22 protein-coding genes and 2 pseudogenes are annotated in these 26,020 nt (G+C 61.6%); 13 read left to right on the forward strand and 11 right to left on the reverse strand.

Annotated elements, in window-relative coordinates; all coding sequences use genetic code 11:
• Positions 1-11: 11 nt before the first annotated feature.
• From TMS3_RS20710 to argE, 11 genes are all read left to right on the forward strand, one after another.
• Positions 12-920, forward strand: a complete 909-nt coding sequence (locus tag TMS3_RS20710) for a CobD/CbiB family cobalamin biosynthesis protein (protein ID WP_025167205.1) — start codon at positions 12-14, stop codon at positions 918-920.
• A complete protein-coding gene (cobD, locus tag TMS3_RS20715) occupies positions 913-1,905 on the forward strand; it encodes a threonine-phosphate decarboxylase CobD (RefSeq protein WP_025167206.1) in 993 nt (330 codons plus the stop codon). Before TMS3_RS20710 ends, cobD begins: the two co-directional genes overlap by 8 nt.
• Positions 1,902-3,350 carry a cobyric acid synthase gene (locus tag TMS3_RS20720; protein WP_025167207.1) on the forward strand — a complete coding sequence of 483 codons (1,449 nt, stop codon included), beginning with the start codon at positions 1,902-1,904 and terminating at the stop codon, positions 3,348-3,350. Before cobD ends, TMS3_RS20720 begins: the two co-directional genes overlap by 4 nt.
• A gap of 193 nt (positions 3,351-3,543) precedes the next feature.
• Positions 3,544-4,065 (forward strand): bifunctional adenosylcobinamide kinase/adenosylcobinamide-phosphate guanylyltransferase, encoded by a 522-nt coding sequence (gene cobU, locus TMS3_RS20725; RefSeq protein WP_025167208.1) that lies wholly within the window; start codon positions 3,544-3,546, stop codon positions 4,063-4,065.
• A gap of 182 nt (positions 4,066-4,247) precedes the next feature.
• Positions 4,248-5,303 carry a nicotinate-nucleotide--dimethylbenzimidazole phosphoribosyltransferase gene (cobT, locus tag TMS3_RS20730; RefSeq protein WP_025167209.1) on the forward strand — a complete coding sequence of 352 codons (1,056 nt, stop codon included), beginning with the start codon at positions 4,248-4,250 and terminating at the stop codon, positions 5,301-5,303.
• Entirely contained in the window at positions 5,300-5,875 is a 576-nt protein-coding gene (gene cobC / locus TMS3_RS20735) for an alpha-ribazole phosphatase family protein (protein WP_025167210.1), read from the forward strand. The genes cobT and cobC overlap by 4 nt, the downstream gene beginning before the upstream one ends.
• Positions 5,872-6,597: an adenosylcobinamide-GDP ribazoletransferase gene (locus TMS3_RS20740; protein ID WP_025167211.1), complete on the forward strand. Its 726-nt coding sequence runs from the start codon at positions 5,872-5,874 to the stop codon at positions 6,595-6,597. The genes cobC and TMS3_RS20740 overlap by 4 nt, the downstream gene beginning before the upstream one ends.
• A 744-nt stretch (positions 6,598-7,341) precedes the next feature.
• Positions 7,342-8,733: a flavin-containing monooxygenase gene (locus tag TMS3_RS20745; protein WP_025167212.1), complete on the forward strand. Its 1,392-nt coding sequence runs from the start codon at positions 7,342-7,344 to the stop codon at positions 8,731-8,733.
• Positions 8,733-9,161 (forward strand): RidA family protein, encoded by a 429-nt coding sequence (locus tag TMS3_RS20750; RefSeq protein ID WP_025167213.1) that lies wholly within the window; start codon positions 8,733-8,735, stop codon positions 9,159-9,161. The genes TMS3_RS20745 and TMS3_RS20750 overlap by 1 nt, the downstream gene beginning before the upstream one ends.
• 13 nt (positions 9,162-9,174) lie before the next feature.
• Entirely contained in the window at positions 9,175-9,849 is a 675-nt protein-coding gene (locus TMS3_RS20755; RefSeq protein WP_025167214.1) for a DUF1028 domain-containing protein, read from the forward strand.
• A gap of 74 nt (positions 9,850-9,923) precedes the next feature.
• Positions 9,924-11,081, forward strand: coding sequence for an acetylornithine deacetylase (gene argE / locus TMS3_RS20760; protein WP_025167215.1), 1,158 nt, complete (start codon positions 9,924-9,926; stop codon positions 11,079-11,081).
• A 551-nt stretch (positions 11,082-11,632) separates the two neighbouring features.
• On the opposite strand, the gene TMS3_RS26110 is transcribed toward argE, so the two are convergent.
• From TMS3_RS26110 to TMS3_RS20795, 8 genes and pseudogenes are all read right to left on the reverse strand, one after another.
• Positions 11,633-12,388, reverse strand: a complete 756-nt coding sequence (locus tag TMS3_RS26110) for a methyl-accepting chemotaxis protein (protein ID WP_407691633.1) — start codon at positions 12,386-12,388, stop codon at positions 11,633-11,635.
• 102 nt (positions 12,389-12,490) lie between these two features.
• Positions 12,491-13,210, reverse strand: a pseudogene (locus TMS3_RS26115) (cache domain-containing protein); the annotation flags it as partial.
• Between the two features lie 236 nt (positions 13,211-13,446).
• Positions 13,447-14,439, reverse strand: a complete 993-nt coding sequence (locus TMS3_RS20770; protein WP_025167217.1) for a D-2-hydroxyacid dehydrogenase family protein — start codon at positions 14,437-14,439, stop codon at positions 13,447-13,449.
• Positions 14,440-14,497: 58 nt separating this feature from the next.
• Complete coding sequence (locus TMS3_RS20775; protein WP_025167218.1) at positions 14,498-16,009, reverse strand: tripartite tricarboxylate transporter permease; 1,512 nt, start codon at positions 16,007-16,009, stop codon at positions 14,498-14,500.
• Positions 16,010-16,012: 3 nt separating this feature from the next.
• Positions 16,013-16,471 (reverse strand): tripartite tricarboxylate transporter TctB family protein, encoded by a 459-nt coding sequence (locus TMS3_RS20780; RefSeq protein WP_025167219.1) that lies wholly within the window; start codon positions 16,469-16,471, stop codon positions 16,013-16,015.
• A 50-nt stretch (positions 16,472-16,521) separates the two neighbouring features.
• A complete protein-coding gene (locus TMS3_RS20785) occupies positions 16,522-17,505 on the reverse strand; it encodes a Bug family tripartite tricarboxylate transporter substrate binding protein (protein WP_025167220.1) in 984 nt (327 codons plus the stop codon).
• Positions 17,506-17,634: 129 nt separating this feature from the next.
• On the reverse strand, positions 17,635-18,960 hold the full coding sequence (locus TMS3_RS20790) for an OprD family outer membrane porin (protein ID WP_025167221.1): 1,326 nt from the start codon (positions 18,958-18,960) through the stop codon (positions 17,635-17,637).
• A 96-nt stretch (positions 18,961-19,056) separates the two neighbouring features.
• Positions 19,057-20,124 carry a 4-oxalomesaconate tautomerase gene (locus tag TMS3_RS20795; protein ID WP_025167222.1) on the reverse strand — a complete coding sequence of 356 codons (1,068 nt, stop codon included), beginning with the start codon at positions 20,122-20,124 and terminating at the stop codon, positions 19,057-19,059.
• A 221-nt stretch (positions 20,125-20,345) separates the two neighbouring features.
• Between TMS3_RS20795 and TMS3_RS20800 the strand changes: the two genes are divergently transcribed.
• The gene (locus TMS3_RS20800; RefSeq protein ID WP_025167223.1) at positions 20,346-21,263 is read left to right on the forward strand and encodes a LysR family transcriptional regulator; all 918 of its coding nucleotides are present in this window, start codon (positions 20,346-20,348) and stop codon (positions 21,261-21,263) included.
• A 32-nt stretch (positions 21,264-21,295) separates the two neighbouring features.
• Here TMS3_RS20800 and TMS3_RS25695 read toward each other — a convergent pair.
• From TMS3_RS25695 to TMS3_RS20810, 3 genes and pseudogenes are all read right to left on the reverse strand, one after another.
• Positions 21,296-21,469, reverse strand: a pseudogene (locus tag TMS3_RS25695) (LysR family transcriptional regulator); the annotation flags it as partial.
• Positions 21,470-21,793: 324 nt separating this feature from the next.
• The gene (cuyB, locus tag TMS3_RS20805; protein WP_083491828.1) at positions 21,794-23,269 is read right to left on the reverse strand and encodes a cysteate racemase; all 1,476 of its coding nucleotides are present in this window, start codon (positions 23,267-23,269) and stop codon (positions 21,794-21,796) included.
• A 56-nt stretch (positions 23,270-23,325) separates the two neighbouring features.
• The gene (locus TMS3_RS20810) at positions 23,326-24,594 is read right to left on the reverse strand and encodes a dicarboxylate/amino acid:cation symporter (protein WP_029866538.1); all 1,269 of its coding nucleotides are present in this window, start codon (positions 24,592-24,594) and stop codon (positions 23,326-23,328) included.
• A gap of 327 nt (positions 24,595-24,921) precedes the next feature.
• Here TMS3_RS20810 and TMS3_RS20815 point away from each other — a divergent pair, with 327 nt between their 5' ends.
• Positions 24,922-25,830: a LysR substrate-binding domain-containing protein gene (locus TMS3_RS20815; RefSeq protein ID WP_025167226.1), complete on the forward strand. Its 909-nt coding sequence runs from the start codon at positions 24,922-24,924 to the stop codon at positions 25,828-25,830.
• Positions 25,831-26,020 lie beyond the last annotated feature (190 nt).

Raw genomic sequence — 26,020 nt, forward strand, 5'->3', positions numbered from 1 at the left:
CAGGTTCAGCCATGAGCCTGTTACTCAGCACCCTGGCAGGTGTCAGCCTGGACGCGGTTCTGGGCGAGTCCAAGGGCTGGCACCCGCTGGTGGCCTTCGGTCGGCTGGCCGAGCGCATCGAACAACGGTTAAACCCGGCCGGGCGCGGCTGGCGCAGCCATGGCGTCACAGCCTGGTGCCTGGCGGTGTTGCCGCTGACCTTGCTGGTCGGGTTGCTGGCGCAGGTATCGGCGTTTGGCTGGGCGGTGGAAATCCTCGCCCTGTATGCCGCCCTCGGCCTGAAGAGCCTCGGCGAGCATGCGCTGCCAGTGGCCCAGGCCCTGCGCCTGGGCGACCTGGCGCTGGCGCGTGAGCGGGTCGGCTATATGGTCAGCCGCAATACCGCTGCGCTGGATGCCAGCGGTGTGGCCCGCGCTGGCAGCGAGTCGGTGCTGGAAAACGGTTCGGATGCGGTGTTCGCCGCGCTGATCTGGTTCCTCGTCGCCGGCGCGCCGGGCGTGGTGCTGTATCGCCTGAGCAACACCCTGGACGCCATGTGGGGCTATCGCAATCCACGCTTCGAACGCTTCGGCTGGGCTGCGGCGAAGATCGACGATGGGCTCAATTACATTCCCGCACGCCTGGTGGCCCTGACCTATGCGCTGCTCGGCAGAACGGCCCTGGCGCTACGCTGCTGGCAGCGCCAGGCGCCACAGTGGGACAGCCCCAACGCCGGCCCGGTGATGGCAGCTGGCGCCGGTGCCCTGGGCGTCAGCCTGGGCGGCGCGGCGGAGTATCACGGCGAGCTGCATCAACGTCCGCAGCTGGGCGAAGGGCGGCCCGCCCAGGCGCGGGATATCGAGCGGGCGCTGAATCTGGTGTACGGCGGTGTGCTGCTATGGCTGGCGCTGTTACTGTTGTGGACGCTGTTCGGTGCTTGAGCATGGCGGCCGGCTGCGTGCGGCGGCGCAGCGCTATGGCATTGCTCTGGACGACTGGCTGGACCTGTCCACCGGCATCGCGCCTTACGCTTGGCCGCTGCCGGCTATTCCGTCGACGGCCTGGACCCGGCTGCCAGAGCTGGATGATGGCCTGGAAGCAGCGGCGCGTGACTATTACGGCGTTCCCGCCTTGTTGCCGGTAGCTGGTTCGCAGGCGGCGATCCAGGCATTGCCGCGCCTGCGCAGTCGCTCGCGGGTCGGCATCGTCTCGCCGGCCTACGCCGAACATGCCGCGGCGTGGCGGCGCGAGGGGCATGCGCTGCATGAGATCGACGCGGCGAGCATCGACGCCAGCCTGGGGCAACTGGATGTGCTGCTGCTGATCAATCCGAACAACCCGAGCGGGCAGCGCTTCACGCCTGAGCAACTGCTGGCCTGGCATGCCCAGTTGGCCGCGCGTGATGGCTGGCTGCTGGTCGATGAGGCGTTTATCGACTGCACGCCGCAGCACAGCCTGGCGAGGTACGGCGAGCTGCCGGGACTGATCGTGCTGCGCTCGTTCGGCAAGTTCTTCGGTCTGGCCGGCATCCGCCTGGGTTTCGTCCTGGCCGAGCAGGTGCTGCTGGATCGGCTCGACGAGCTGCTCGGTCCCTGGACGGTCAGTGGCCCGGCTCGGGCGGTGGCCACGGCGCTGTTACGCGATGGCTCCGGCCAGCAGGCGCAGCGCCAGCGCTTGCTGGCCGATGGCGAACGGCTGCTCGAGTTGTTGCGTAGCCATTCCCTGGTGCCCACTGGTGGCTGCGCCCTGTTTCAGTGGCTGGCCAGCCCGCAGGCGGCCGAGCTGCATGAGTTTCTCGCTGGCCAGGGCATCCTCACCCGGCTGTTCGCCAGCCCGCCCAGCCTGCGTTTCGGCCTGCCCGCCGACCAACCGGGTTGGGCGCGGCTAGAGCAGGCGTTACACGCATTCAAGGAGCAATCTGCATGACCACCCTGATGGTGCAAGGCACCACTTCCGACGCCGGCAAGAGCACCCTGGTGACCGCGCTGTGCCGCTGGCTCAAGCGTCAGGGCGTGGCGGTGGTGCCGTTCAAGCCGCAGAACATGGCGCTGAACAGCGCGGTGACCGCCGACGGCGGCGAGATCGGCCGCGCCCAGGCGGTGCAGGCCCAGGCCGCCGGGCTTGCGCCGCATACGGACATGAACCCGGTGCTGCTCAAGCCCAATAACGACATCGGTGCCCAGGTGATCATCCATGGCCGCGCCCTGACCAGCATGGATGCGCTGGCCTACCACGACTACAAGAAGGTGGCGATGAACGCGGTGCTGGAGTCGCACCAACGTCTGATCGCCGCCTATCCGGTGGTGATGGTGGAAGGCGCCGGCTCGCCGGCGGAGATCAACTTGCGCGCAGGGGACATTGCCAATATGGGCTTCGCTGAGGCGGTGGACTGCCCGGTGATCCTGATCGCCGATATCGACAAGGGCGGGGTGTTCGCTCATCTGGTAGGCACCCTGGCACTGCTCTCGAAGAGCGAGCAGGCGCGGGTCCAGGGCTTCGTGATCAACCGTTTTCGCGGCGACATTGCGCTACTGCAACCAGGCCTGGACTGGCTGGAACAGCGCACCGGAAAACCGGTATTGGGCGTACTGCCCTACCTGATGGATTTTCACCTGGAAGCCGAGGACGCCATCGATACCCGGCAAGCCGTCAAGGCAGCCGAGACGCTCAAGGTGGTGGTGCCGGTGCTGCCGCGCATCAGCAACCACACCGACTTCGACCCGTTGCGCCTGCATCCACAGGTCGAGCTGTGCTTCGTCGGCCCCGGCCAGGCGATACCGCCTGCCGACCTGATCATCCTGCCCGGCTCGAAAAGCGTGCGCGCCGACCTGGCCTTTCTGCGTGAGCAGGGCTGGGATACGGCTATCGACAAGCACCTGCGCTACGGCGGCAAGCTGCTGGGCATCTGCGGCGGTTTGCAGATGCTCGGCCAGTTGATCGACGATCCCCATGGTCTGGAAGGGCCGGCCGGGAGCAGCTCAGGCCTCGGCCTGTTGGCGTTCGATACCGTGCTGGAGGCGCAGAAGCAGCTGCGCAATGTGCGTGGCCGTCTGTGCCTGGAGAATGCCGAAGTCAGCGGTTATGAGATCCACGCCGGAGTCAGTACGGGTGAGGGCTTGAATGGTGCCGTGCGCCTGGACGATGGCCGCGCCGATGGTGGCGTCAGCGCCGATGGCCAGATACTCGGCACCTACCTGCACGGTCTGTTCGAGTCGAGTCCGGCCTGCGCCGCACTGCTGCGCTGGGCCGGGTTGCGCGAGGTGCAGGCGGTGGATTACCACGCCCTGCGCGAACGCGACATCGAGCGCCTGGCCGATCTGGTCGAGCAGCATCTGGATACGCAGAAACTGCGCGAATTGTGCGGTGTGTAATCGTAGCCCGGATGAAATTTTGGGGCTCTATTCACGGCCTTCCCGGATTGCAGCCGGGCGACGGGTTGGCGTAGGAACGGATAGACAGAGCCCTGCTTTGGTAGGAGCCAGCTTGCTGGCGATCAGATATTGCGCAGAAGCATCGACGGATAGCGTGCGTTGTGCAATCGCTGCAAAGACAAGAGTGAATAACATGCTTGAACTGATCCTCGGCGGTGCCCGTTCCGGCAAGAGCCGTCTGGCCGAGAAACTGGCCGCCGACAGCGCTTTGCCGGTGACCTACATCGCCACCAGCCAGGCGCTGGATGGCGAGATGAATGCGCGCATCCAGCACCACCGCGAACGGCGCCCGGCGCATTGGGGGCTGGTGGAGGAGCCGCTGGAACTGGCACGGGTGCTGCGCGAGCACGCGGCGCAGGGCAAGTGCCTGCTGGTCGATTGCCTGACCCTGTGGCTGACCAACCTGCTGATGCTGGACGACCCGGCACGCCTCAGCGCCGAGCGCGAGGCGCTGTTGGCGTGTCTGGACGAGCTGCCGGGGCGAATCATGCTGGTGAGTAACGAGACCGGTCTGGGCGTGGTGCCGCTGGGCGAACTGACCCGCCGCTATGTCGACGAAGCCGGCTGGTTGCATCAGGCCTTGGCAGAGCGTTGCCAACGGGTGATTTTTACGGTGGCTGGGTTGCCGATGGTCTTGAAAGGAGAGGCGCTATGAATCACCTGTGCTGGCAAACCGCTCGCTCAGCCTTTGTAGGAGCCAGCTTGCTGGCGATCCAGGCTTATGCAAATGCATCGTCGGTGTGACGAACCACAGCAAGCTGGCGCCTACGGGTTCGTTGCTGGGCTTAATCGCCTCAGGGAACCTAACTGACAAGCGTGACTGAAAGGAGAGGCGCTATGAATCACCCGTGGTGGCTGGCCGGTGCCCAGCCGGTGGATCAGCAGATGCAGGCCAAGGCCGTGGCGCGTCAGCAACAACTGACCAAGCCTTCCGGCTCGCTCGGCCAGCTGGAGCAACTGGCGATCCAGTTGGCCGGCCTGCAAGGCCGTGAGCGGCCGGGTATCGAACGGCTGTGGATCAGCATCTTCGCCGCCGACCATGGAGTGGTCGCCGAGGGCGTGTCGGCTTTCCCGCAGGCCGTCACCGGGCAGATGCTGGCCAACTTCGTCGGCGGCGGCGCGGCGATCAGCGTGCTGGCGCGGCAACTGGGCGCCAGCCTGGAGGTAATCGACCTCGGCATCGCGCTGCCCACGCCGCCGCTGCCGGGTGTGCGCAGGGTGCAGATCGGCGCCGGCACGCAAAACTTCGCCCGTGGTCCTGCGATGAGCCCGGACCAGGCCAGCGCGGCCTTGCAGGCTGGGCGCGACAGCGTGCTGCGCGCCCAGCAGGCCGGTAGCGAACTGTTTATCGGCGGCGAGATGGGCATAGGCAACAGCACCGCCGCCAGCGCCCTGGCCTGCGCCCTGTTGAACCAGTCGGCGACCGCCCTGGTCGGCCCCGGTACCGGGCTGGATGCCGCCGGCGTGGCGCACAAGGCGGCGGTGATCGAGCGTGCCCTGGCCCTGCACGGCGCCGCGCTGCATGACCCTTTGCTGGCGCTGGAACGGCTCGGTGGTTTCGAGATCGCCGCCCTGGTCGGCGCCTACCTGGCCTGTGCTCAGCAGGGGCTGCCGGCGCTGGTCGACGGCTTTATCTGCAGCGTCGCGGCACTGGCCGCGGTGCGTCTGAATCCGAGCTGCCGGGAGTGGCTGCTGTTCGCCCATCAGGGCGCCGAGCCGGGCCACCAGTTGGTGCTTCAGGCCTTGGCGGCCGAGCCGCTGTTGCACCTGGGTCTGCGCCTGGGCGAGGGCAGTGGTGCGGCCCTGGCGGTGCCACTGTTGCAGCTGGCGTGCCGGCTGCATAACGAGATGGCCACCTTCGCCGAGGCTGCTGTGGCCGAGCGTCCGGTATGAGCCTGCATCTGGAGCTGCTGCGTCACGGCGAAACCGAGCTGGGCGGCGGCCTGCGCGGCAGCCTCGACGATGCTTTGACTGCGCAGGGCTGGGCGCAATTGCGTGGCTCGGTGGTCGAAGCCGGGTCATGGGACCGGGTGATCAGCTCACCGCTGCAACGTTGTGCGCGTTTCGCCGAGGAACTGGCCGGGCAGCACGGCGTGCCCTTGACTCTGGAGCCAGACCTGCAGGAACTGCACTTCGGCGCCTGGGAGGGGCGCAGTGCGGCCGACTTGATGCAGACCGACGCCGCAGCGCTCGGGCGATTCTGGGCCGATCCCTACGCCTTTACCCCACCCGAAGGCGAGCCGCTGCTGGCCTTCGAAACGCGGGTATTGAGCGCTGTGCATCGCCTGCATGAGCGGCATGCCGGTGAGCGCCTGCTGTTGATCACTCATGGCGGGGTCATGCGTCTGCTGCTGGCGCGGGCGCGGGGGTTGCCGTGTGCCGAACTGCTGCAGGTGCAGGTCGCTCACGCCGAACGTTTTCGCCTGCGGGTGGAGGCGGACGGCCAGTTGCTGGAGCTGGCATGACGCCGCTGCTGATCGCCATGCAGTTTCTCACCCGCCTGCCCATCAGCCTGCCGGGGATGCCGGCAGCGCAGCAGGTCGGCCGTTCGCTGCTCTGGTACCCCGTGGTGGGGCTGCTGCTTGGCCTGCTGTTGCTCGCCCTGCAACAGTTGCTCGACGGCGCGCCGTTGCTGTTGCAAGCGGCGCTGCTGCTGGCGGTCTGGGTGGGTATCACCGGCGGCCTGCACCTGGATGGTCTGGCTGATACGGCCGATGCCTGGGTCGGCGGCTTCGGCGACCGGCAACGCACTCTTGAAATAATGAAAGACCCGCGCAGCGGACCTATTGCCGTGGTGGTGCTGGTGCTGGTGTTGCTGCTCAAGTTCGCCGCGCTGGTGGCCTTGCTGCAGGCGGGCGAGGGCGCGCTGCTGTTATTGGTGCCCTGGCTGGCGCGCGGCTTGGTGCCACTGCTGTTTCTCACCACCCCTTATGTGCGTGCCGGGGGCCTGGGTCAGGCGCTGGCCGAACACCTGCCGCGCCAGCAACTGCCCTGGCTGTTGGCAACCCATGCCGCAGCGCTGCTGCTGTTCGGCTGGGCCGGCGGGCTGGCGCTGCTGGTGGCCGGGCTGCTGTTCGTCTGGCTGCGCCAGCTGATGCTGCAACGACTCGGCGGCACCACCGGCGATACCGCCGGTGCGCTGCTGGAGTTGGTGGAGTGTGCAGTGCTGGTGGCCCTGGCGCTGTGAGCGGCCAGTGGCCTGGGTAGGCTGCGGCCACAACACGCCGAAGAGCCGAACCTGTTGGGGACGGTTAGTGTCACGACAAAGTTTAAATGCCTACAGGGATCGCGGTCTTACCCCTGTACCGCGATCCCTGTAGGGTGGGTTAGGTGCATGTTGCCGATAGCTCTGGGCCTGCAAGATCGGCAGCGCCGTAACCCACCATCGGCGCGCGCAGGCCTATCGCCTGGTGGGTTACGCGGCGCGCCACGAGAGCGCCGCCTGAACGTTCGGAGCTTGGCGCCGCTAACCTGCGAGGCCCGACCCACCCGACAATGATCCGACATTTCATGATTGACACGACACTAGGCGTGATCTCGCAGTAGGTTTTTCATCCGGGCCGAGCCCGGAATTCTGTAAACGCGCCCCAGAGCTAGGTCGGCCGCATGGAGCGCTTTCGCTGCTGGGTTTCAGGGCGCTGGCAGGCGCATGCTGCTCAGCAATCCTCTGCGTGGCAGGACACTGAGGCCGATTCTGCAAGCGCCGTCGCGTTGGCGAAACACCCTAGTTTGTCGCGCCTGAAGCCGAACAACCCATATCCCAATCCTTCTGCCATGCGGGCCACGCGTATGCGTGCGGGCAGCTTTTTCCTAGCCAGCGACTACAAAAATCATAATTTCGCAAATCCCTGGCTCCGAACAAAATGCGGCCAACACCCCACAGGTAGCCGCAACAGTAGAGCGGCAATGATCGGAATCAGAGGCGGCAGCCATGAGCGACCTGAATCAGAGCGCCTTGCAGAAGGACACAGGCATGACAACTGAAAAAATACAAATAGATACCCTGGTTATTGGCGCCGGTCAGGCTGGCGTGGCCATGAGTGAACATCTGAGCAGACTCGGCGTGGCCCACCTCGTTCTGGAGCGCAAGCGTATCGCCGAAGCCTGGCGCACCGGGCGCTGGGATTCGCTGGTCGCCAATGGCCCGGCCTGGCACGACCGCTTCCCGGGACTGGAGTTCGAGGGTCTCGACCCCGACGCCTTTGCCGCGAAAGAGCAGGTGGCGGATTACTTCGAAGCCTATGCCAAGAAGTTCAACGCCCCTATCCGCACCGGTGTGGACGTGCAGCAGGTGCAACGCAATGCTGGCCGGCCTGGCTTCACTGTTGAAACATCCGAGGGCGTGATCGAGGCCAATCAGGTGGTGATCGCAACCGGTCCTTTCCAGCGTCCCGTGATCCCGCCGATCGCGCCTAAAGATGAGCGCTTTACGCAGATCCACTCCGCCGAATACCGCAATCCACAGCAACTACCCGAAGGGGCTGTCCTGGTGGTGGGTGCCGGATCGTCGGGGGTGCAGATCGCCGATGAGCTGCAACGTGCCGGCAAGCAGGTTTACCTCTCGGTGGGCGCGCATGATCGTCCTCCGCGCGCTTATCGCAACCGTGACTTCTGCTGGTGGTTGGGCGTTCTCGGCGAATGGGATGCCGAGGCCGTTCAGGCGGGCAAGGAACACGTCACCATCGCCGTCAGCGGTGCGCGTGGCGGCCATACGGTCGACTTTCGCAGGCTGGCCCACCAGGGGATGACGCTGGTCGGCCTGACCCAATCATTCAATGACGGTGTGGTGACCTTTCAGGCGGATCTTGCCGACAACCTGGCTCGCGGCGATGAGAACTATCTGGCGCTGCTCGATGCCGCTGACGCCTATATCGCCCGCAATGGTCTCGACCTTCCAGAAGAGCCTGAAGCACGCACCATGCTCCCGGAACCGGCCTGTGTGACCAATCCCGTGCTTGAGCTCGATCTGGCCGAAGCCGGTGTCACCTCGGTTATCTGGGCAACCGGCTATTCAGCCGATTACAGCTGGCTGAAGGTCAACGCCTGCGACGCCAAGGGCAAGCCGCAGCACCAGCGCGGTGTTTCCAGCGAGCCGGGCGTCTATTTCGTCGGCCTGCCGTGGCTGTCGCGCCGTGGCTCCGCGTTCATCTGGGGCGTCTGGCACGACGCCAAGCATATTGCCGACCACATCGTTAAACAGCGCACCTATCTCGCCTATCGGGATGCCTCGCAACGTCAAGCAGAGGCTGAGCGCAAGGCAAGGCCTGATGGCGCATACGCCGATTCGCACGCCCCAAAACTCAGCATCATGGGAGTCAGCTGATGCCTACTCATACCCGTATTCGCATGTTCAACACCAAGGAAACCTACCCCAATCAGAGCCTGGACAACGACCTGTGCCAAGCCGTGCGTGCCGGTAACACCGTGTACGTGCGTGGTCAGGTCGGTACCGACTTCGAGGGCCGCCTGGTCGGTCTCGGCGACCCGCGCGCGCAGACCGAGCAGGCGATGAAGAACGTCAAGCAGCTGCTCGAGGAGGCCGGCAGCGACCTCAGCCACATCGTCAAGACCACCACCTACCTGATCGACCCGCGCTACCGTGAGCCGGTATACCGGGAAGTCGGCAAGTGGTTGAAAGGGGTCTTCCCGATCTCCACCGGCCTGGTGGTGACAGCCCTCGGTCAGCCGCAGTGGCTGATGGAGATCGACGTGATCGCCGTTATCCCTGATGACTGGCAGCAGAACGCCTAACCAGGAGCGCACTATGACTTTCTCCATCGTCGGCCACTGCGCCGAAACCGGCCAGCTGGGCATCGCCATCAGTTCCTCGAGCATTGCCGTGGGCGCTCGCTGCCCCTGGCTGCGCGCCGGGGTCGGTGCGGTGGCCACGCAGAACATTACCCTGCCGGCGCTGGGCCCGCAGATCCTCGACCTGCTGGATGCCGGGCAGGAGCCCGCCGCCGCGCTGGATAAGGCGCTGAGCAGTAATGGTTGGAGTCAGTACCGCCAGGTCGGGGTGATCGACAGCCAGGGGCGTAGCGCCCTGTTCAGCGGTGCTCAGTCGCTCGGCATTAGCAACGCGCTGGCCGGCGAGCACTGCGTGGCCGCCGGTAATCTGCTGGCAGGGACTGAGGTCATCGCGGCCATGGTGGCTGCTTTCGAGCAGGCCGAGGGGTGTTTGCCCGAGCGCTTGCTGGCCGCCATGCACGCCGCCGTGGCGGCGGGTGGCGAAGCCGGGCCGGTGCATTCGGCGGCGCTCTCGGTGGTCGGCGAGCTGACCTGGCCGATCGTCGACCTGCGGGTGGACTGGGCCGACGAAGACCCAATTGGTCGACTCGACCAGCTGTGGCAGGCCTACCGCCCGCAGATGCAGGACTACCTGACCCGCGCCCTCAACCCAACCGCCGCCCCCAGCTACGGCGTGCCGGGCAACGAGTAGGCAGTCGATCCGCAGGATGGGTTGAGCGCAGCGCTACCCGTCAGCCCTGTTGCTTCATCCACAAGGAGCCCCCCATGCCCACCAGCCGTGACCTGCTGGCCAAGCTGATTGCCTTCAACACCGTCAGCCGCGAGTCCAACCTGGCGTTGATCGAGTTCATCCACGACTACCTCAAGGGGCTGGGGGTGGCGTGCGAGTGGGATTACAACGCCGAGCGCAGCAAGGCCAATCTGTTCGCCACTATCGGCCCTGACGATCGAGGCGGGGTGGTGTTGTCCGGCCACACCGACGTAGTACCGGTGGCCGGGCAGGCCTGGACGGTCGAGCCGTTCCAGTTGACCGAACGGGATGGCAAGTTGTACGGACGCGGCAGCGCCGACATGAAGGGCTATATCGCCTGCGTGTTGGCGACCGTGCCGCGCTTTCTCGACCAGCCGTTGCGCGTGCCGGTGCACCTGGCCTTCTCCTACGACGAGGAAGTCGGTTGCCTGGGCGTGCGCTCCTTGCTGGCCGAACTCGAGCGGCGACCGCACAGGCCCATCGCCTGCATCATCGGCGAACCGACAGAGCTGAAGCCGGTGCTTGGCCACAAGGGCAAGCTGGCCATGCGCTGCCAGGTGCAGGGTGCCGCCTGTCATTCGGCCTATGCGCCCCAGGGGGTCAACGCCATCGAATACGCCGCGCGCCTGATTGGCAAACTGGGCGAGATAGGCGAGCAGTTGGCGCGCGTGGAGCTGCATGACCGACGCTTCGACCCGCCATTCTCCACCGTGCAGACCGGCGTGATTCAGGGGGGCAGGGCGCTGAACATAGTCCCGGCCGAGTGCCAGTTCGATTTCGAGGTGCGCGCCCTGCCGGACTTCGATGCTCAGCAGGTGGTCGAGCTACTGGCCGGCTACGCCGAAAGCCAGCTGTTGCCGGCCATGCGTGCGCGCAGCGCCGAGACCGGCATTGCCTTTCAGCCCCTGTCGGCCTACCCGGGTCTGGCCACCGACCCACACAGCGAAGTGGCCGAACTGCTGGCGCTGATCAGCGACAGTCGCGAGTTCGGCACCGTAGCCTTTGGCACCGAGGGCGGCCTGTTCCACCAAGCCGGCATCCCCACCGTGGTCTGCGGCCCAGGCAGCATGGAACAGGGGCACAAGCCCGACGAGTTCGTCAGCCAGGAACAGCTCGACGGTTGCGACGCCATGCTGGGGCGGTTAGCGCAATGGTTGCAGCGCGGCGTCTGATTCACTCCAGAGCCTGACCCGCGTCATCGCCGAGTCGCGTTCGTTGCCTATGGGCGACGAGCGCAGGGCGAGGGGGTTATCTGCGAGTGGTATTGATTGGCGATGCTCTTGATAAATCGGAATGGCTGGAGCCGGCAAGGAGCGGCCAATCGAAGAGGCTGGTGGACAAGTAAACGTTGTTTACCCTACAGCGCTCCCAAGTTCGCGCAGGGTGGAAGGCCAACCCGTGGAAAACCGCGGAGTGTTTTCCACCAATATTCGTCCAGGCTACCTTGCTGCTCCCGGCCCAGGCTGTGTGAGAACGTTTTAGAGCGAGTCTGACATTCAGAACCGCAATCAAAATCACGCTCTTGCGCAAAGTTCAGGTCTGCTGACCAACCAAAAACTGGCAGATTTTACGTAGCAACGCAGACTTCAAAACGGGGCATGTGTTTTCACACAACCTGGACCCCAAGCAGACGCATAGAGCATCTTATTTATTTGGACTGCCCGCATCCTTCCGCACGCTAGCGCTTACCCGCTGAGGAACAGGTTCTATGCAGTTGAAAACCTCAAACCTTGAATTTGTGCACCAATGTTCCGAGGCGGCTGCCCAAGGTGTTCAGGTCATTGACCGTCTGCGTGCTGCGTAAAGTTTCATCCGCAACCTGATCAACCGATTGAGCGATCTGCTGCACACTGCGATTGATCTCTTCCGCTACCGAGGTTTGCTCTTCGGCAGCGCAGGCGATCTGTGCATTCATGGCATTTATGGTCGCAATCAGATCGGCAATAGTGGCTAGCGAGCGTTCAGCCTGGGTGGCTTGGGCACTGGCGTTGTTGCCGGCGTCGCTGGATTTGCCCATCGCCGCAACCGCGTTTTTCGTGCCACTCTGCAAGCGATCGATCATCTCCTGGATTTCCTGGGTGCTTTTCTGAGTTCTGCCAGCCAGTGCTCTTACTTCATCTGCGACTACCGCAAAGCCGCGACCTGCATCTCCGGCACGGGCGGCCTCTATTGCGGCGTTGAGTGCCAGTAGATTGGTTTGTTCGGCAATCGAGCGAATCACATCCAGCACGTTGGAAATCGACAAAACCTCAGTCTGCAAGCTATCCAGGGACCCGCTGCTGGTCTGGATATCGGCAACCAGGCCATGAATGTGCTTGATACTGCCATCCACTACAGATTTTGCCTCCTGGCCCTGATGATCGGCTTGCAGGGCAGCATCCGCCGCGCGCTGTGCGCTGGCGGCTACCTCGTGTGCGGATGCGGACATCTCGTTGATGGCGGTGGCGACCTGATCGGTTTCCTGCCTCTGCTGCAGCATCGCCTGCTCGGAGCGCTGCGCCTGCGCCGTAACCTGGGCCACTCTGGCGGTGAGCTCTGCGGTAATCTCGGTAATCTGCCGCACCAGCGCATGAATGGTATCGAGGAAGTGATTGAACGAACTGGCCAGTTGGCCAATTTCATCCCGGCCGGTGAGCGGCAAGCGCTGGGTCAGATCCCCTTCGCCAGAGGCAATCTCATCGAGACTGGCCTTGATCTGCCGTAAAGGACGCAGGCTGGCATTGACCATGAACGGCGCTAGCAGGCTCAGAGCAACGATCAGAATGATCGCCACGACCACAATGCTGCCGATGATGCCCTCGATTCGCTGTTCGATTCGCTGGCGCACTTGGGCCACCTGAGACTCGATGCCGTCGAGGTTGATTGCGGTCAGGACCACCAAATCCCATTTCGGCAGGAAAAAGCCATAGGCCAGCTTGGGTACCACCTGATCGGTGCCCACCACTGCGCCCGAGTAGTTGATGAAATGCGTGCCGTCTTTCGCTGCGGCGACCATGTCGCGGTTGAGGTACACGCCGTTTTTGTCCTTGCGCTCGCGCATGTTGGTGCCTACGCCTTCGCTGCTGTCGCCGCGGAAAATGCGCACCACATCGCTGTCGTAACCGAAGAAGTAGCCGTCCTCGCCATACTTGATCGCAGAGAGCAGGCGCACAGCCTGGGCGCGGCTCTGCACATCACCCTCGCTCGCCTGCTCATAGAGAGGACTTAGCTGGCTTCTGGCGATATTGGCGTAATCGACCAGGCGCGTACGGCTCTCCTGCAACAGGCGTTCTCTAGCTTCAGCCACTTCCTTCTCGGCCATACTGAGCAATACCCGGCTCGCCGTGCCGCTCAAGACAACAGCGAACAGCAGCACCGGAACCAGGGCAAGCAGCAATATTTTTTTCTTCAATGACAGAGTCACGCTGGCTTTCTCCTAGTGGGGACAAATTGCCGACTGCAACCGCAATCGAGTGAGGTCTTGGACGGATGACCCGCAGTACCGTGATGCGCACCCACACCGTGGGTGCACTTCAGTCTGCGCAGTAGGTTTCCTCGCTACGTGGTGACCGGGTCCGTTGGGCGCTGTTGCACAATGGCCGGCTTGACCAGTTGGCAAGGGTCGCCGCGAAAGAAGGCCTGCACGTTGGCGAACGCATCGCCGAAATACAGTTCATAGCTGTGCTTCTCGACGTACCCCAGGTGCGGGGTGCAGAGCACTCTCGGGTGATTGAGCAGCGGGTGCGCCTGGTCCAGGATCGGTTCGTCATCCAGTACATCCAACGCCGCATAGCCGGGTCGCCCGGTGCTCAAAGCTTCGAGCAGGGCACCTGGTGCGAGCAGTTCCGCGCGGCTGGTGTTGACCAGCAATGCGCTGGGCTTCATCTGCAGCAGATCGTCGACGGTGACCACATGCCGGGTGCTCTCGGTCAGGCGCAGATTGAGGCTCAGCACATCGACTTCGCTGAAGAAGGCTTGCTTGCAGCTCGCGGCGCGATGCCCGTCGCGCACCGCCGCGTCCCTTGAGGTCTCGCTACCCCAGACCATTACGGGCATGTCGAAGGCCTGGGCATAGCGAGCCAGGCGCTGACCTATCCGGCCGTAACCCCAGATACCCAGGGTCTGCCCGTACAGGCGCTCGCCGAGATTGGTTTGCCAGTGTCCTGCGTACAGGCCCTGGATCGCCGGTAGCAGTTGCCGCCGTGCATTGAGAATCAGCGCCCAGGTCAGCTCGGCCGGTGCAATCGGCGAGCCGCGTCCCTCCAGTACAGCGATACCCTGCAGGCGGCAGGCTTCGAGGTCGATATGCACGCCCGCCTTACCGGTTTGACTGATCAGCTTGAGCCTTGGCAGCTGGGCTAATAACTGCGCGCAAATACTTGTCCGTTCACGCGTCAGCACCAGGGCGTCCGCGTCTCGAAAGCGCTGCGCCTGCACATGCAGGCTCTTAGCTGCGTCGTGATAGACGCTGACCTGGTGGCCGTCGAGTAGGGCGAAACAGTCGAGCGAGCGGATGACGTGCTGGTAGTCGTCGGGAATTACGATATGCATGTTTATGTCATCAAGGGCGATAGGCTCGCCCTTGATATCCTCACTGACAGGGAAGGGATCAGTCGGCGATTAGCAGCTGTGCGCTCTTGCGTGCGCGCACGGCGCGGAAGATCGGGTAGGCCAGCATCAGCCCGACCAGCGCCCACACGGCCAGGGTGATCGGGCTGCCCCAGAGGATGCTCAACTCGCCATTGGACAGCGACAGGGCACGACGCAGGTTGTCCTCCATCACACCGCCGAGAATGAAGCCCAGCAGCACCGCAGACAGCGAGTAGTCCAGCTTGCGCAGAATATAGCCGCACACGCCGATGCCTATCATCAGGAACAGATCGAAGGTGGTCGAATGCACCGCATACACGCCAATCGAAGTGACGATGGCAATCGCCGGCACCAGCGCCCAGGTCGGCACCGCGAGGATACGGGTGAAGATGCGCACCATCGGCACATTCATCACCAGCAGCATGACGTTGGCAACGAACAACGAGGCGATCAAGCCCCAAACCACTTCGGGCTGGTTCTGAAACAGCATCGGGCCGGGCGTGATGTTGTACAGCGTCAGCGCGCCGAGCATCACCGCAGTGGTGCCGGAGCCGGGTACGCCGAGGGTCAGCATCGGCACCATGGAACCGCAGGCCGCGCCGCTGTTGGCGGTTTCCGGGGCGGCCAAGCCGCGCAGGTCACCCTTGCCGAACTGGTTGTCCTTGCTCGCCATGCGCTTCTCGGACATGTAGGCCACGGCGCTGGCTAGGGTCGCCCCGGCGCCAGGCAACACGCCCAGGACGAAACCGACCACACCACTGCGCAAGTTGGTGGCTAGTACGAAGGCGCCTTCCTTGAGGTTGAACAGCATGCGCCCGGTGGTTTTAACCGCCCTGTGGCCATGGTGAGTTCTTTCCAGCAGCACCAGGATTTCGCTGATGCTGAACAACCCGAGCACCAGGACGATGAACTGAATGCCATCGGCCAATCCCAGCGTGCCGAAGGTGAAGCGGTACACGCCGCTATTGGAGTCGATGCCGACACAGGACAGGGCCAGACCGATCAGCGCCGCCATAGCGGTTTTCAACGGTTTGTTGTCGGCCATGCCGGCCAGACAGGTAATCGCGAAGACCATCAACACGAAATATTCCGCCGGCCCGAAGGCCACAGCCCACTTGGCCAGCAGGGGGGCGAACAGCACCACGCCAATAGTCGCGATAGTGCCGCCGATAAACGAGCTCCAGGCCGAAATCGACAGGGCAATACCGGCCTTGCCCTGTTGGGCCAAAGGGTAGCCATCGAGAGTCGTCATCACGGCTGAGGCTTCGCCGGGAATATTCAGCAGGATCGAGGAAATGCGTCCGCCATATTCGCAGCCCAGGTACACCGCCGCGAGCAGAATCAAGGCGGTTTCCGGTGGTAGGCCGAGGGCGAAGGCAATCGGAATCAACAGGGCGACGCCGTTGACCGGACCGAGGCCGGGCAGCAGGCCGACGATGGTGCCAATCAGGGTGCCGCAAAAAGCCGTAATCAGGTTGTAGGGTGTCAGGGCCACGCCGAAGCCGAGGCCTAGATAATGAATAGTGTCCATGGGTCAGTTCCCCAGTTTCGCGAGTAGGCCGAGCGGCAGAGGTACATCGAGGCCATAGTCGAACAGCAGATAGAGCCCAACGGCGATCATTAGGCCGGCCACGATGCTCTGCACGCGGGTTGCGTCATACAGATAAGCCATGGCAACCGCGAACAGCACACTGCTTAGGATGAAGCCGAGTACTTCGAACAGGGCCGCGTAGGCCACCATCGCAGCGATACAGAGTGCAATCTTGCGGATTACCTGACGATTCAGCGGCGGCTCTTCCCTGGCCTCGGTTTGTTTGGCTGGCTTTGACACTTGGTAAAGCGCACCCAGTACAAGCAGTGATAGCAACAGCAAGGGATAGGCACGTGGCCCCACGGGCTCGTAAGCGAAGGGGGCCTGATAGCCCCAGGCCAACGCCATTAAAGCCACGCAGATCAGCAGGTTAATGCCTGCAAAAATACGATCGTGCATCATTCTGCTCCTGGCTGGGCAGCCCGAAGGGGCAGCCCACACCGTCGATGGATTTACTCGGCTACCAGGCCAAACTCTTCGCCCAGCTTGCGATAATCCTCAACCTGCTTCTTCACCAGATCGTTCAACGCCTGGCCAGTGACATTCAGCGGGAGCACATCGCGATCTTGCAGGTACTGCTGGAACTCTTCGGAACTTTGCAGTTTGGCAAAAGCCGCCTTCCACCAGTCGAGGTCTTCTTGCTTGACCTCAGGGCCCATGTAATAGCCACGGATCAACGGCCATTGAATGTCATAGCCTTGCTCTTTGGCAGTGGGGACCGATGCCAGTTCGCCTGGCAAGCGTTCCTCGCTGTAGACCACCAGCGCGCGGATCTTGTTGCCGCGCTGGGCGCGGATTTCACTGGCACTTCCGGTCACCAGGTCGACGTGCTTGCCCATCAACGCCATGTAATGCTCGGCGCCGCCTTCGAAAGCCGCGTAGCGCAGTTCACGCGGATCGACGCCGGCAGCCTTGGCCAGCAGGGCAATCTTCGCCCAGCCCTGGCCACCGATGCTGCCACCGCCTCCGACGGTAATGCTCTTGGGGTCTTTCTTCAGCGCCTGGATCACATCGTCGAGGGTCTTGAACGGCGAATCCTCGCGCACTGCCAGGGTGCCGTAGTCGGTACCGATAGTGGTCAACCACTGCACCGAGTTTTCGTCGTAGCGACCGTATTTGCCCAGCGCCAAATTGAGCAGCGAGGCGCCGGAGAAGGCGATCAGAGTTCCGGATTCGTCACGGCGGTTGGCCGCGATAGCGTTATAGGCCACCGCTCCGATGCCGCCGGGCATATAAGTGACGCGCATCGGTGAATCGAGCAGGTGATGATCCTTGAGACCGGCCTGGGCCAGTTTACAGGTCATGTCGAAACCACCGCCGGGCTTGCTCGGGGCGATGCACTCGGGACGCGAGGGCTCGCCGGCTTGAGCGTTAACGCTACCCAGCATCAAGGCGCAGGCGAGGGGCAGGAATTTGCTGAGGGTGACTGTTTTCATGGTTGCGTTCCTGTTTTTGGATTTGTTTGCAGGAGTTGGGCGCCGTCTTACTAGCACGCCACGATTGGGCTGGGAGTCAAGTAGCTTTCGTCGCCTCCCAGCCAGGAGCCTGGTTGCAGGCGGTTTCGATCAGAAGAAGCGATAGGTGTAATCGACGTAGAAACGGTGGTCGGTATCGTCCTCCTTCACTCCATCCAGGCGGCCGGTCTTATCCGAGTGGTAGTCGAGGTAGGTGTAACGAACCGCCAGGCCTTTGATCACTGGGACCTGGTAGGTCAGATCGAAGGCCCATTCGTTCTCGTCCGCTTCGCCGAGGGCCGCGTTGGCGCTGTTCTTGGCATCGCTGCCGTCCTTGTAGCTGACGACGGTCTTCAGGCCTTTGATATGGTCGTTCCAGTCGTAGCCCGCGGAGAGCATCCAGACCTGTTCATTGTCGTTGCTGAAGTCGGCCAGCACTCCACCGGTTGGGAAGGGGTTGCTGCCGTGATCGCCGGCAAAGTTGTCTTCGATCCAGGCACCGTCGAACTTCGCGACTGCTGCGCCCAGTTCCACGTTGCCCAGTTTCCAGTTGGCGGCGACATAGATGCCTTGGCCGTCGTTGTCGCTGTCGGTCACGCCCTGCTTCGCACCCAGTACATCTTCATCGTCCAGTTCGCCGCTTTCGGAGCCGGTGACGAACAGCTTGCCGTCATCGCTGGAGGTGTGAATGCCACCGGTCAACTTGAGGCTGGACTGGGCACTTAATTTAAAGTCGTACGAGGCGACCAGGCCGGTCTTCTTCAGGAAGTCCTGCGCGCGTAGATGTTCCAGGTTGAGGCTGAACGGGCCGCTCGTATAGCTGGCGCCGAAGTTGTCGATGTAATCGATGGCGCCATCGGAGGAGGTATCGGTCTTGAACGCTTCGAAGGCGCTATCCGAGCGTGACGACCACTCGTTATAGCGAGCCCCATACAGATTCAGACCCTTGAGCGGCATGACCTGGAAGCTGCCGCCTGAGAAAGTGTTTGGCACGGCGCGGCTACCCGAGCTGGAAAGCAGCATGGTCTTGTGCAGCTGGCGGCCGAGCTTGGCGGTGGCCAGATCCTGATATTTGAGCTTGACGAACGCCTGCGCGACTTGACCGAAGGAGTCATGCAGCTCGCCGTTGTTGTCGACCGAAAGCACGTCGGAGGTATTCTTGCCGCTGTTGTCCAGCTTGTTGACGCTGTAGCCGGAGACACCGACACCGATCACATCGGCAAAATAGGGCGACTCGTAGTTGAGTTGCAAACCCAGAGCCGACTGCGTGCGATCGCTGCTGTCAGTTTCAAAATCGCGATCGAAGTGGATGCCACGCGCCTTCAGCTCCAGGGAGTGGCCACCGGTGTCCAGAGCCGTGGCGCTGAGCGGCAAAATCAGGCTGGCGGTAAGCGCCGCGGTCTGCCCGAAGGTGATCTTATTCTTATTGGAACGCATCGCTACTCTCCGTTGCGGGTAATGACCCCGCCAAGGCCGGGTCGAGTCAGTGGTAACCGGGGCAGGCGTCAGGGGCTGCCTGCGAATTGATTGCGTTTACCGACGAGTGCTGGGCACGTACACGTCACCGGTGAACAGGCGGCGCGCGGTGCGGATCAGCGAGGCACGCATGGTTTCGGGCGAGTCGCCTGTGGTCGGCTCCAGCGAGACCTCGATTTGCCCACCAGCGTGCTCGAGCCTGACCAAAGCGGCGCCGTTGACCGGTGCCAGGTCGTGGGCAATGCTTCCCGGCAGCGCACAGGCACTAGCCAGGCCGATAGCCCCAGTGGCGGCTAGGGAGCGGTGGCAGTTGTGCGGCATGAAGTAACGGGTGTTGAGTGCGCCGCCGTTACGCGACGGGGACAGCAGTACAGGTTTGGGGATGACCATCTGCGACACGTCACCAAGCCCCATCGCCCGTCCGGCCTGCAAGCGAATGCTCTCCAGGCGCGCCAGCAGCCCGCTGTCGGCATCTAGTTCGGCGGGGCTTTCGTAGCCGGTCTTGCCTAGCGCGTCGGCATGCATCATCACCATAGGCATGGCCATGTCGATGCAGGTCACCTCGACCCCGTCGAAGCAATCACGTACCTGCCCGGTGGGCAGCAGACGGCCGGTCTTGGCCCCGGCAGCATCAAGGAAGGTCAGTTTGATCGGAGCCGCGCTGCCGGGCACGCCATCGATGTAGGTATCGCCCTCATAGCGTACCCGGCCGTTGGGCGTCAGTACTTCAGAGTCGATCAGGGTGTTGGTGTTGACATTACGGATGCGCACCCGGGTGACCGGTGCCGCGGCATTGACCAGGCCATGCTCGATGGCGAACGGGCCGATGGCGCAGAGCATATTTCCGCAATTCGGTGCCGTGTCGACACGCCGCTGGGTCACCATTACCTGAACGAACAGATAGTCGACATCCGCATCTGGATGGCTGGAGGTGCTTACAATCGCGACCTTGCTGGTCTGGGCACTGCCTCCGCCGATACCGTCGATCTCCAGTTCATGACCCGAACCCATGATTTTCAGCAGAAGCTCATCGCGTTGGGCGGGATCGCTCGGCAGGTGGTTAGCGAGGAACACGGGACCTCTGGAGGTACCGCCGCGCATAAGAACGCAAGGAATGGCTTGCATGATGTCTCCGCTGCAATAAAGCTGTCGTTTGTTGCGTTTGACAAATACTGCGCGGTGGCTTTTGATTTGTAAATTGCATATATTCTTAATATTATTGCTTAATACGCATTAATGTCTTTGCAACACTGACCAGATCGCTGCGACCCCGGAAAATTCGAAGTTCGTCTTCCTATGGTCGATAATTATCTAGCAATAAAACTTTCTATTGATAATGGTGGTGCATGAATTACGAGCTGCAAGACCTACGCGCCTTCGTGAAAATTGCCGAACTAGGCAGTTTTCACGAAGCCGCCACAGCTATCCACCTGTCGCAACCAGCGTTGACCAGGCGTATGCAGAAGCTGGAGGAAGGGCTGGGCACCCAATTGCTCGATAGAACGACGCGTCGAGTTAGCCTGACTGCGGTAGGTCGCGACTTTCTACCCAAGGCTCAGCGTCTGCTGGATGATTTCGAACGATCGATCTTGGGCATCCAGGAGTTGGCTGAGAGGCAATCGGGGCAGGTGACGCTCGCGTGTATTCCCACCGCAGCTTTCTACTTCCTGCCGACGGTGATCCGCGAATTCAACCGCCAATATCCCAAGATCCGCATCCGTATTCTCGATTTGAGCGCTCATGAGGGCCTGGAGGCCGTGCTGCGAGGCGAAGCGGATTTCGGCATCAATATGCTCAGTGGTCAGAGCGCCGAGATCGACTTCACCCCATTGGTGAACGAGCCCTTCGTGCTGGCCTGTCGCCGTGACCATCCTCTGGCCAACCAACCACAAGTTGCCTGGCGCGAGCTCAGCGATTACCGACTGATCGGCGTCGGCCGCCTGAGTGGCAACCGCATGCTCCTGGATCATGGCCTGGCCCATCTGGACTGGCGGCCCAGCTGGTTTTACGAGGTTCAACACCTGTCGACCTCACTGGGCATGGTCGAGGCCGGCCTCGGCGTCGCGGCGCTACCCAGCCTGGCCATGCCGGCCGATGATCACCCGATCCTGGTCCAGTTGCCGCTGGTCGATCCAGTCATCAGCAGGACAATCGGCCTAGTGCGTCGTCACGGCTCGTCACTGTCACCCGCGGCGGAGAAGTTCGTCGACACACTGTTACGCCAGTGGCCCGGCTACACCTCTTTGGGGGATCGCCTAAAGTGAGTGAGCTCGTTGGGTTGAGGGCATTCCTAGTCCGGTCGAGTGGTAGGTACTGAGAGGCCCTGGCCGAACATGCGGCGCATCCTCGCAACTGACGGCGAGTTGAAGATGATGTTCGGACCCCGCCCCAGTTCGGTGAAGAAGTTCACGAAGTAGGTGCGACTCGGCAGCACGTCGAGCAGGATCATCGGTTCCAGGCATAAAACGCGCTGTAAACGCCTGCTCGCAGAACGCTATGTAGAGGTTGGAGAGCGTCATTGTTTGGGAGTAGAGGATCAGTTGCGCAAACTACTCTGCGCTGTGCCTTGACCCGCAGCGAGCCTACTCAGGTCTAGCCACCGACCCGCGCAGTCAAGTGGCCGAACTGCTGGCACTGATCAGCGCCAGCCGCGAGTTCGGTACAGCCTCATTCGGCACCGAGGCGGCCTAACCGGTTGAATCCCCTCCCCAAAAAAGCAAGCAGTCACAAACTTCTATGAAATTACTTCCTGCCATTCGCTTCAGAGCAACTCATAGGATAGGTATCGCCGCATTCAACCTATCATAGGCTCTGGCTGGCTGGCTGGCTGGCTGGCCGTGGCTAGGGCGACGCAAGACGCTGCCAGCACGCTGGTCGGGTCAACCAGCGGGAGCACAGTTTGTGCTGCGGTCGGCAACTCGATCAGCGGCAGCTCGGTGCAGCCAAGGATCACGGCTTGCGCGCCTTTGTCCACCATATAGGCAATTGCCGCGGCGAGGTCTTCACTACAGCGTCCCGAGGTATATCCAGCCTTCACCCCTTCATCGCCGTATATGGCGGCCATAACTCGTTTCTGTACCGACTCATCGGGGACGAGGAGATCGAGACCGGAGCCCAGAAATGCCTCATGGTAAACGCCGCTAGCGACGGTACCGGAGGTGGCCAGCAAGCCAACACGGCTGACGCCCGGTAAGCTGCGCTGGATATGCGTCTTCACTTCGCTAAGCATGTTCAAAATTGGCACATCCAAGTGCGGCTGAATCTTTTCGACGAAGGCATGGGCGGTGTTACAGGGAATGACTATCACGTCAGCTCCGCCCGCCTCGAGCCTCTTGCCGGTAGCCAGTAGAGCAATTGTCGGGTCTTCTCCACCGGCCAGGAGGTTCGCCGTACGATCGGGAATCTGTGGATTCTGTTCAACCAGCATCTTTATGTGGTCCTGATCGCACGCCGCCTTGGTCAGCTGAACAACCTTGCGCATGAAATCGACCGTTGCCGCCGGCCCAACGCCGCCGACTACACCGACTTTGAACATGTGCTTTGGCTGCCTTGCGCCGAACGCCTGGGCATATTCGGCATAGGCTTGATTGGCATCAATGACCGGCGCAGCAACGCGATCACGCAGGGCCTCAATGAATACGGGTATTTCCGTCAAGCCGGGAACGATCACCTCGGCCCCAAGCTGGAGCAGATTTTCGCAGGCCTTGGCGAGTCTATCGACGCTAAGAAGGTCATGGTGGCCGCTGCGGATACCGTGCGGTCCATAGACCGCCGCCATCAGTTCATCTGCTTGCACCTGAGAGTCGGGATAGACGATTTTCCATTGATCACCGAGCGCCCGCTCAAAAAGCCCCGAGTTCCTAACGAAACTTGACGTCAGTACGCCGATCGAGCGCGTATCAGGGTAATCCCGCTGTATTCGCACACGCAGTGCATCCAGCAGGTTCACTACGGCCAAACCCAGTTCGGGTCTGAGCTCATCGAGAAAACAGTGGGAAACGAAGCAGGGCACTAGTGCAATATCAACCCCACTACGCTCCATGCTTCTCAGCGTGTCGTACACATAAAACTTCCGTCGTGTCGCGTCGTAGTCTTCGTCGGCTGCCAGTCCTATGTCGACAAACGGATGCTGCTCAAAGGCAATATCGAACTGTTGCTGGGGTGTGGTCTTTATAAACTTGAGCAGCGTATCCACTCCAGCAACAGCGCCTAGCCCACCAACAACACCATACTTTTTTGGAGTAGCGACGCTCGTCATTTTTCTTGCCATGGGTAGATCTACCTGCCTGCGAAGTACCGGGGCAGCGAGAGCCGCCCCAGCGAGAATCATGCTTTGACCGGACTGACCTGCGTCGCAACGTCTGCCGACTTCAGCACCTGATGCGTGTCGTAAAGCCCCTCATCCAACTGTCCCTCGCTCTTGGCGACCAATACGGCGACCGCACAGTCACCCATGACGTTCACCGAGGTGCGGGCCATATCGAGTATCCGGTCGATGCCGGCGATAATTGCCACACCTTCCAGTGGCAGGCCGACCGAGGTCAGTACCAGCGACAGCATGATCAGGCCGGCGCCGGGAACCCCTGCGGTGCCGATCGATGCCAAGGTGGCGGTGAGGATGATGGTGGCGTACTGGACAAGGCTCAGATCGATGCCGTAGGCCTGGGCGATGAACAGGACACATACGCCTTGGTAGAGCGCCGTACCATCCATGTTGATGGTCGTGCCAAGCGGCAGCACGAAACTGGATACGCTGCGGGACACGCCCAGGTTGCGTTCAGCCGACATCATCGTGATGGGCAGAGTACCGGCACTGGAGGTGCTGCTGAAGGCAACTATGGCCGGCTCGATCACGCCTTGGATGTAACGAATGGGATTAAGTCGTGCGACGAACTTTATCAGCCCCGCATAGACAACTACTGCATGGATAAGGCAACCCAGATACACCGCACCAATTACTTTCGCCAGGGGCGCTAACAGTTCGAAACCGTAAGTTCCGGCGACCCAAGTAATGAGAGCGAATACACCATAAGGCGCGAAGGCAATAATGATGCCGGTGAATTTGTAGAACACTTCAGCAAGAGCATCCATGAAAACCTTCACCGGCTTAGCGGTGTCACCGGCCAGGGTAATTGCCAAGCCGAACAGGATTGCAAAGACAATAATCTGCAATACATTGCCTTGAGCAAACGCAGCAACTGGATTGGCCGGAATCAGAGCGACCAGCGTGGCTACCAGACTCGGCGAATCCGCAGCGGTTACGGCTTGAGCCGCGCCCAGATCGATCCCTGTGCCCGGCTGAAAGATTGCAGCTAGCGCCAGACCAATCATGATGGCCACTGCTGTGGTGGCCAGATACAACAGCATCGCTTTCAGGCTGAGTCGGCCCATGGTGGACATGTCGCCCAAAGCAGTTACGCCACTGACCAGCGAGATGAAAATTAGCGGCACGATGAGCATTTTTATGCCGTTGAGAAAAAGATCGCCGACAGGCTTCAGGCTCGCTGCATATTCACTGTTACCGGTTTGGTTAAGGGTAATGCCCAGTAGTAGTCCGAGAGTAAGGGCGATGAATATCTGTTTCCACAGAGGCATTCCTGTCCAGAATGAAAATAAGCCTCGAGCTGGCTGAGCGGATGAAGTGTTCAAAATGGAAACTCCTGGTTTGTGAGCGCACGGTAATTATTGTTCTAGGCAGTAGAGCGTGTTCTACGGCAGAGTTTTTTTGTTCTTGGCGGGAGGGGAAACTGCCGGCCAAGATTTATACGCGCGCCCACCAAGGGATGCCCAATTCTTCTTTTTGATGAGCAATGCTTTTTGTGCATGGGATGGCAAGAGCGCCTTGATCCCGTAAAGTGACAGCTACGGATGTGATGGGTAACAGCGCTGAGGTTCAAGTGGACGAAGTAGCAGGCAAGGTCGATGGAAGTTAACTGGCTAGAGGATTTCTTGACGCTAGCCATTACGCGGAATTTTTCGCGAGCTGCGGAGATGCGCAATGTGACGCAACCAGCCTTCAGCCGGCGTATCCAAACGCTGGAAGCCTGGGTTGGCGCGTCGCTGATTGATCGCAGCGTGTTTCCCATTACCTTGACCCCTGCCGGCAAGGCGTTCCGTGGTACGGCCCAAGAAGTACTGCAGGCATTGCGTGATGGCCGGGAGGAAGTTCAGGGACTGGTGCCTAGGGGTGGCGGAGTGATCACCATTTCGGCATCACATACCCTCGCGGTGAGTTTCTTTGCCGATTGGCATGCGGAACTGCAACGCAACATCGGCCCGATCAAAGCACGGGTGCAGGCCGACAATGTGGCGGCCTGTGCCGAGGCATTGATCTCGGGCACCTGCGACTTGATGCTGGCTTACAGCGATTCTGGCGTGGCGAATATTGTTGGTCTGGATCGATATCCCTCGGTCCTGCTGGCAAGCGATCGCCTGGTTCCAGTTAGCGCTCCAGGGGAGGATGGTGTCGCACTCCACTCATTGAGCGGCACGCGCTTGATCCCCTATTTGTGTTACCCCAGCAACAGTTTTCTTGGGCGAATGACTAGCTCGGTAGTGGAACGCGAAAGCCTGGACACAACCCTGGAGTATCGATTCGAATGTTCCATGGCCGATGTACTCAAGCGTGGAGCTATCGCCGGTGTCGGGTTGGCGTGGATCCCTGAGCGGGTGGTTCGGGATGAGCTCGCGTCTACAGCACTGGTACTGGCTGGAGAGGAGCGCCACACCATCTCGCTTGGAATCACCCTTTATCGCAAAGCGGGTAGTTGTAGCCCGGAAGTGGAGCGTATTTGGACGCTGGCCCTGGCGCGATCAGGATTCAGTATCTAGTGAATGGGAAACTTACCCTAAGGCAATTGGATCTTCCTATTGATCGGTTTTGCCCAACTGGTTAGCCCTTGAAGCGTATCGTCGCGGTCAGGATCAAGCGCACTCTAAATCGCCTCTGAGTTTGCAGGTTTGTAATGATCGCTTTTGACCGATTCTGTTGAAAACGTCGATGCTGACCAGAAGAGCTTGA

Source organism: Pseudomonas taeanensis MS-3 (assembly GCF_000498575.2).
In the GTDB taxonomy this organism is placed as follows: domain Bacteria; phylum Pseudomonadota; class Gammaproteobacteria; order Pseudomonadales; family Pseudomonadaceae; genus Aquipseudomonas; species Aquipseudomonas taeanensis.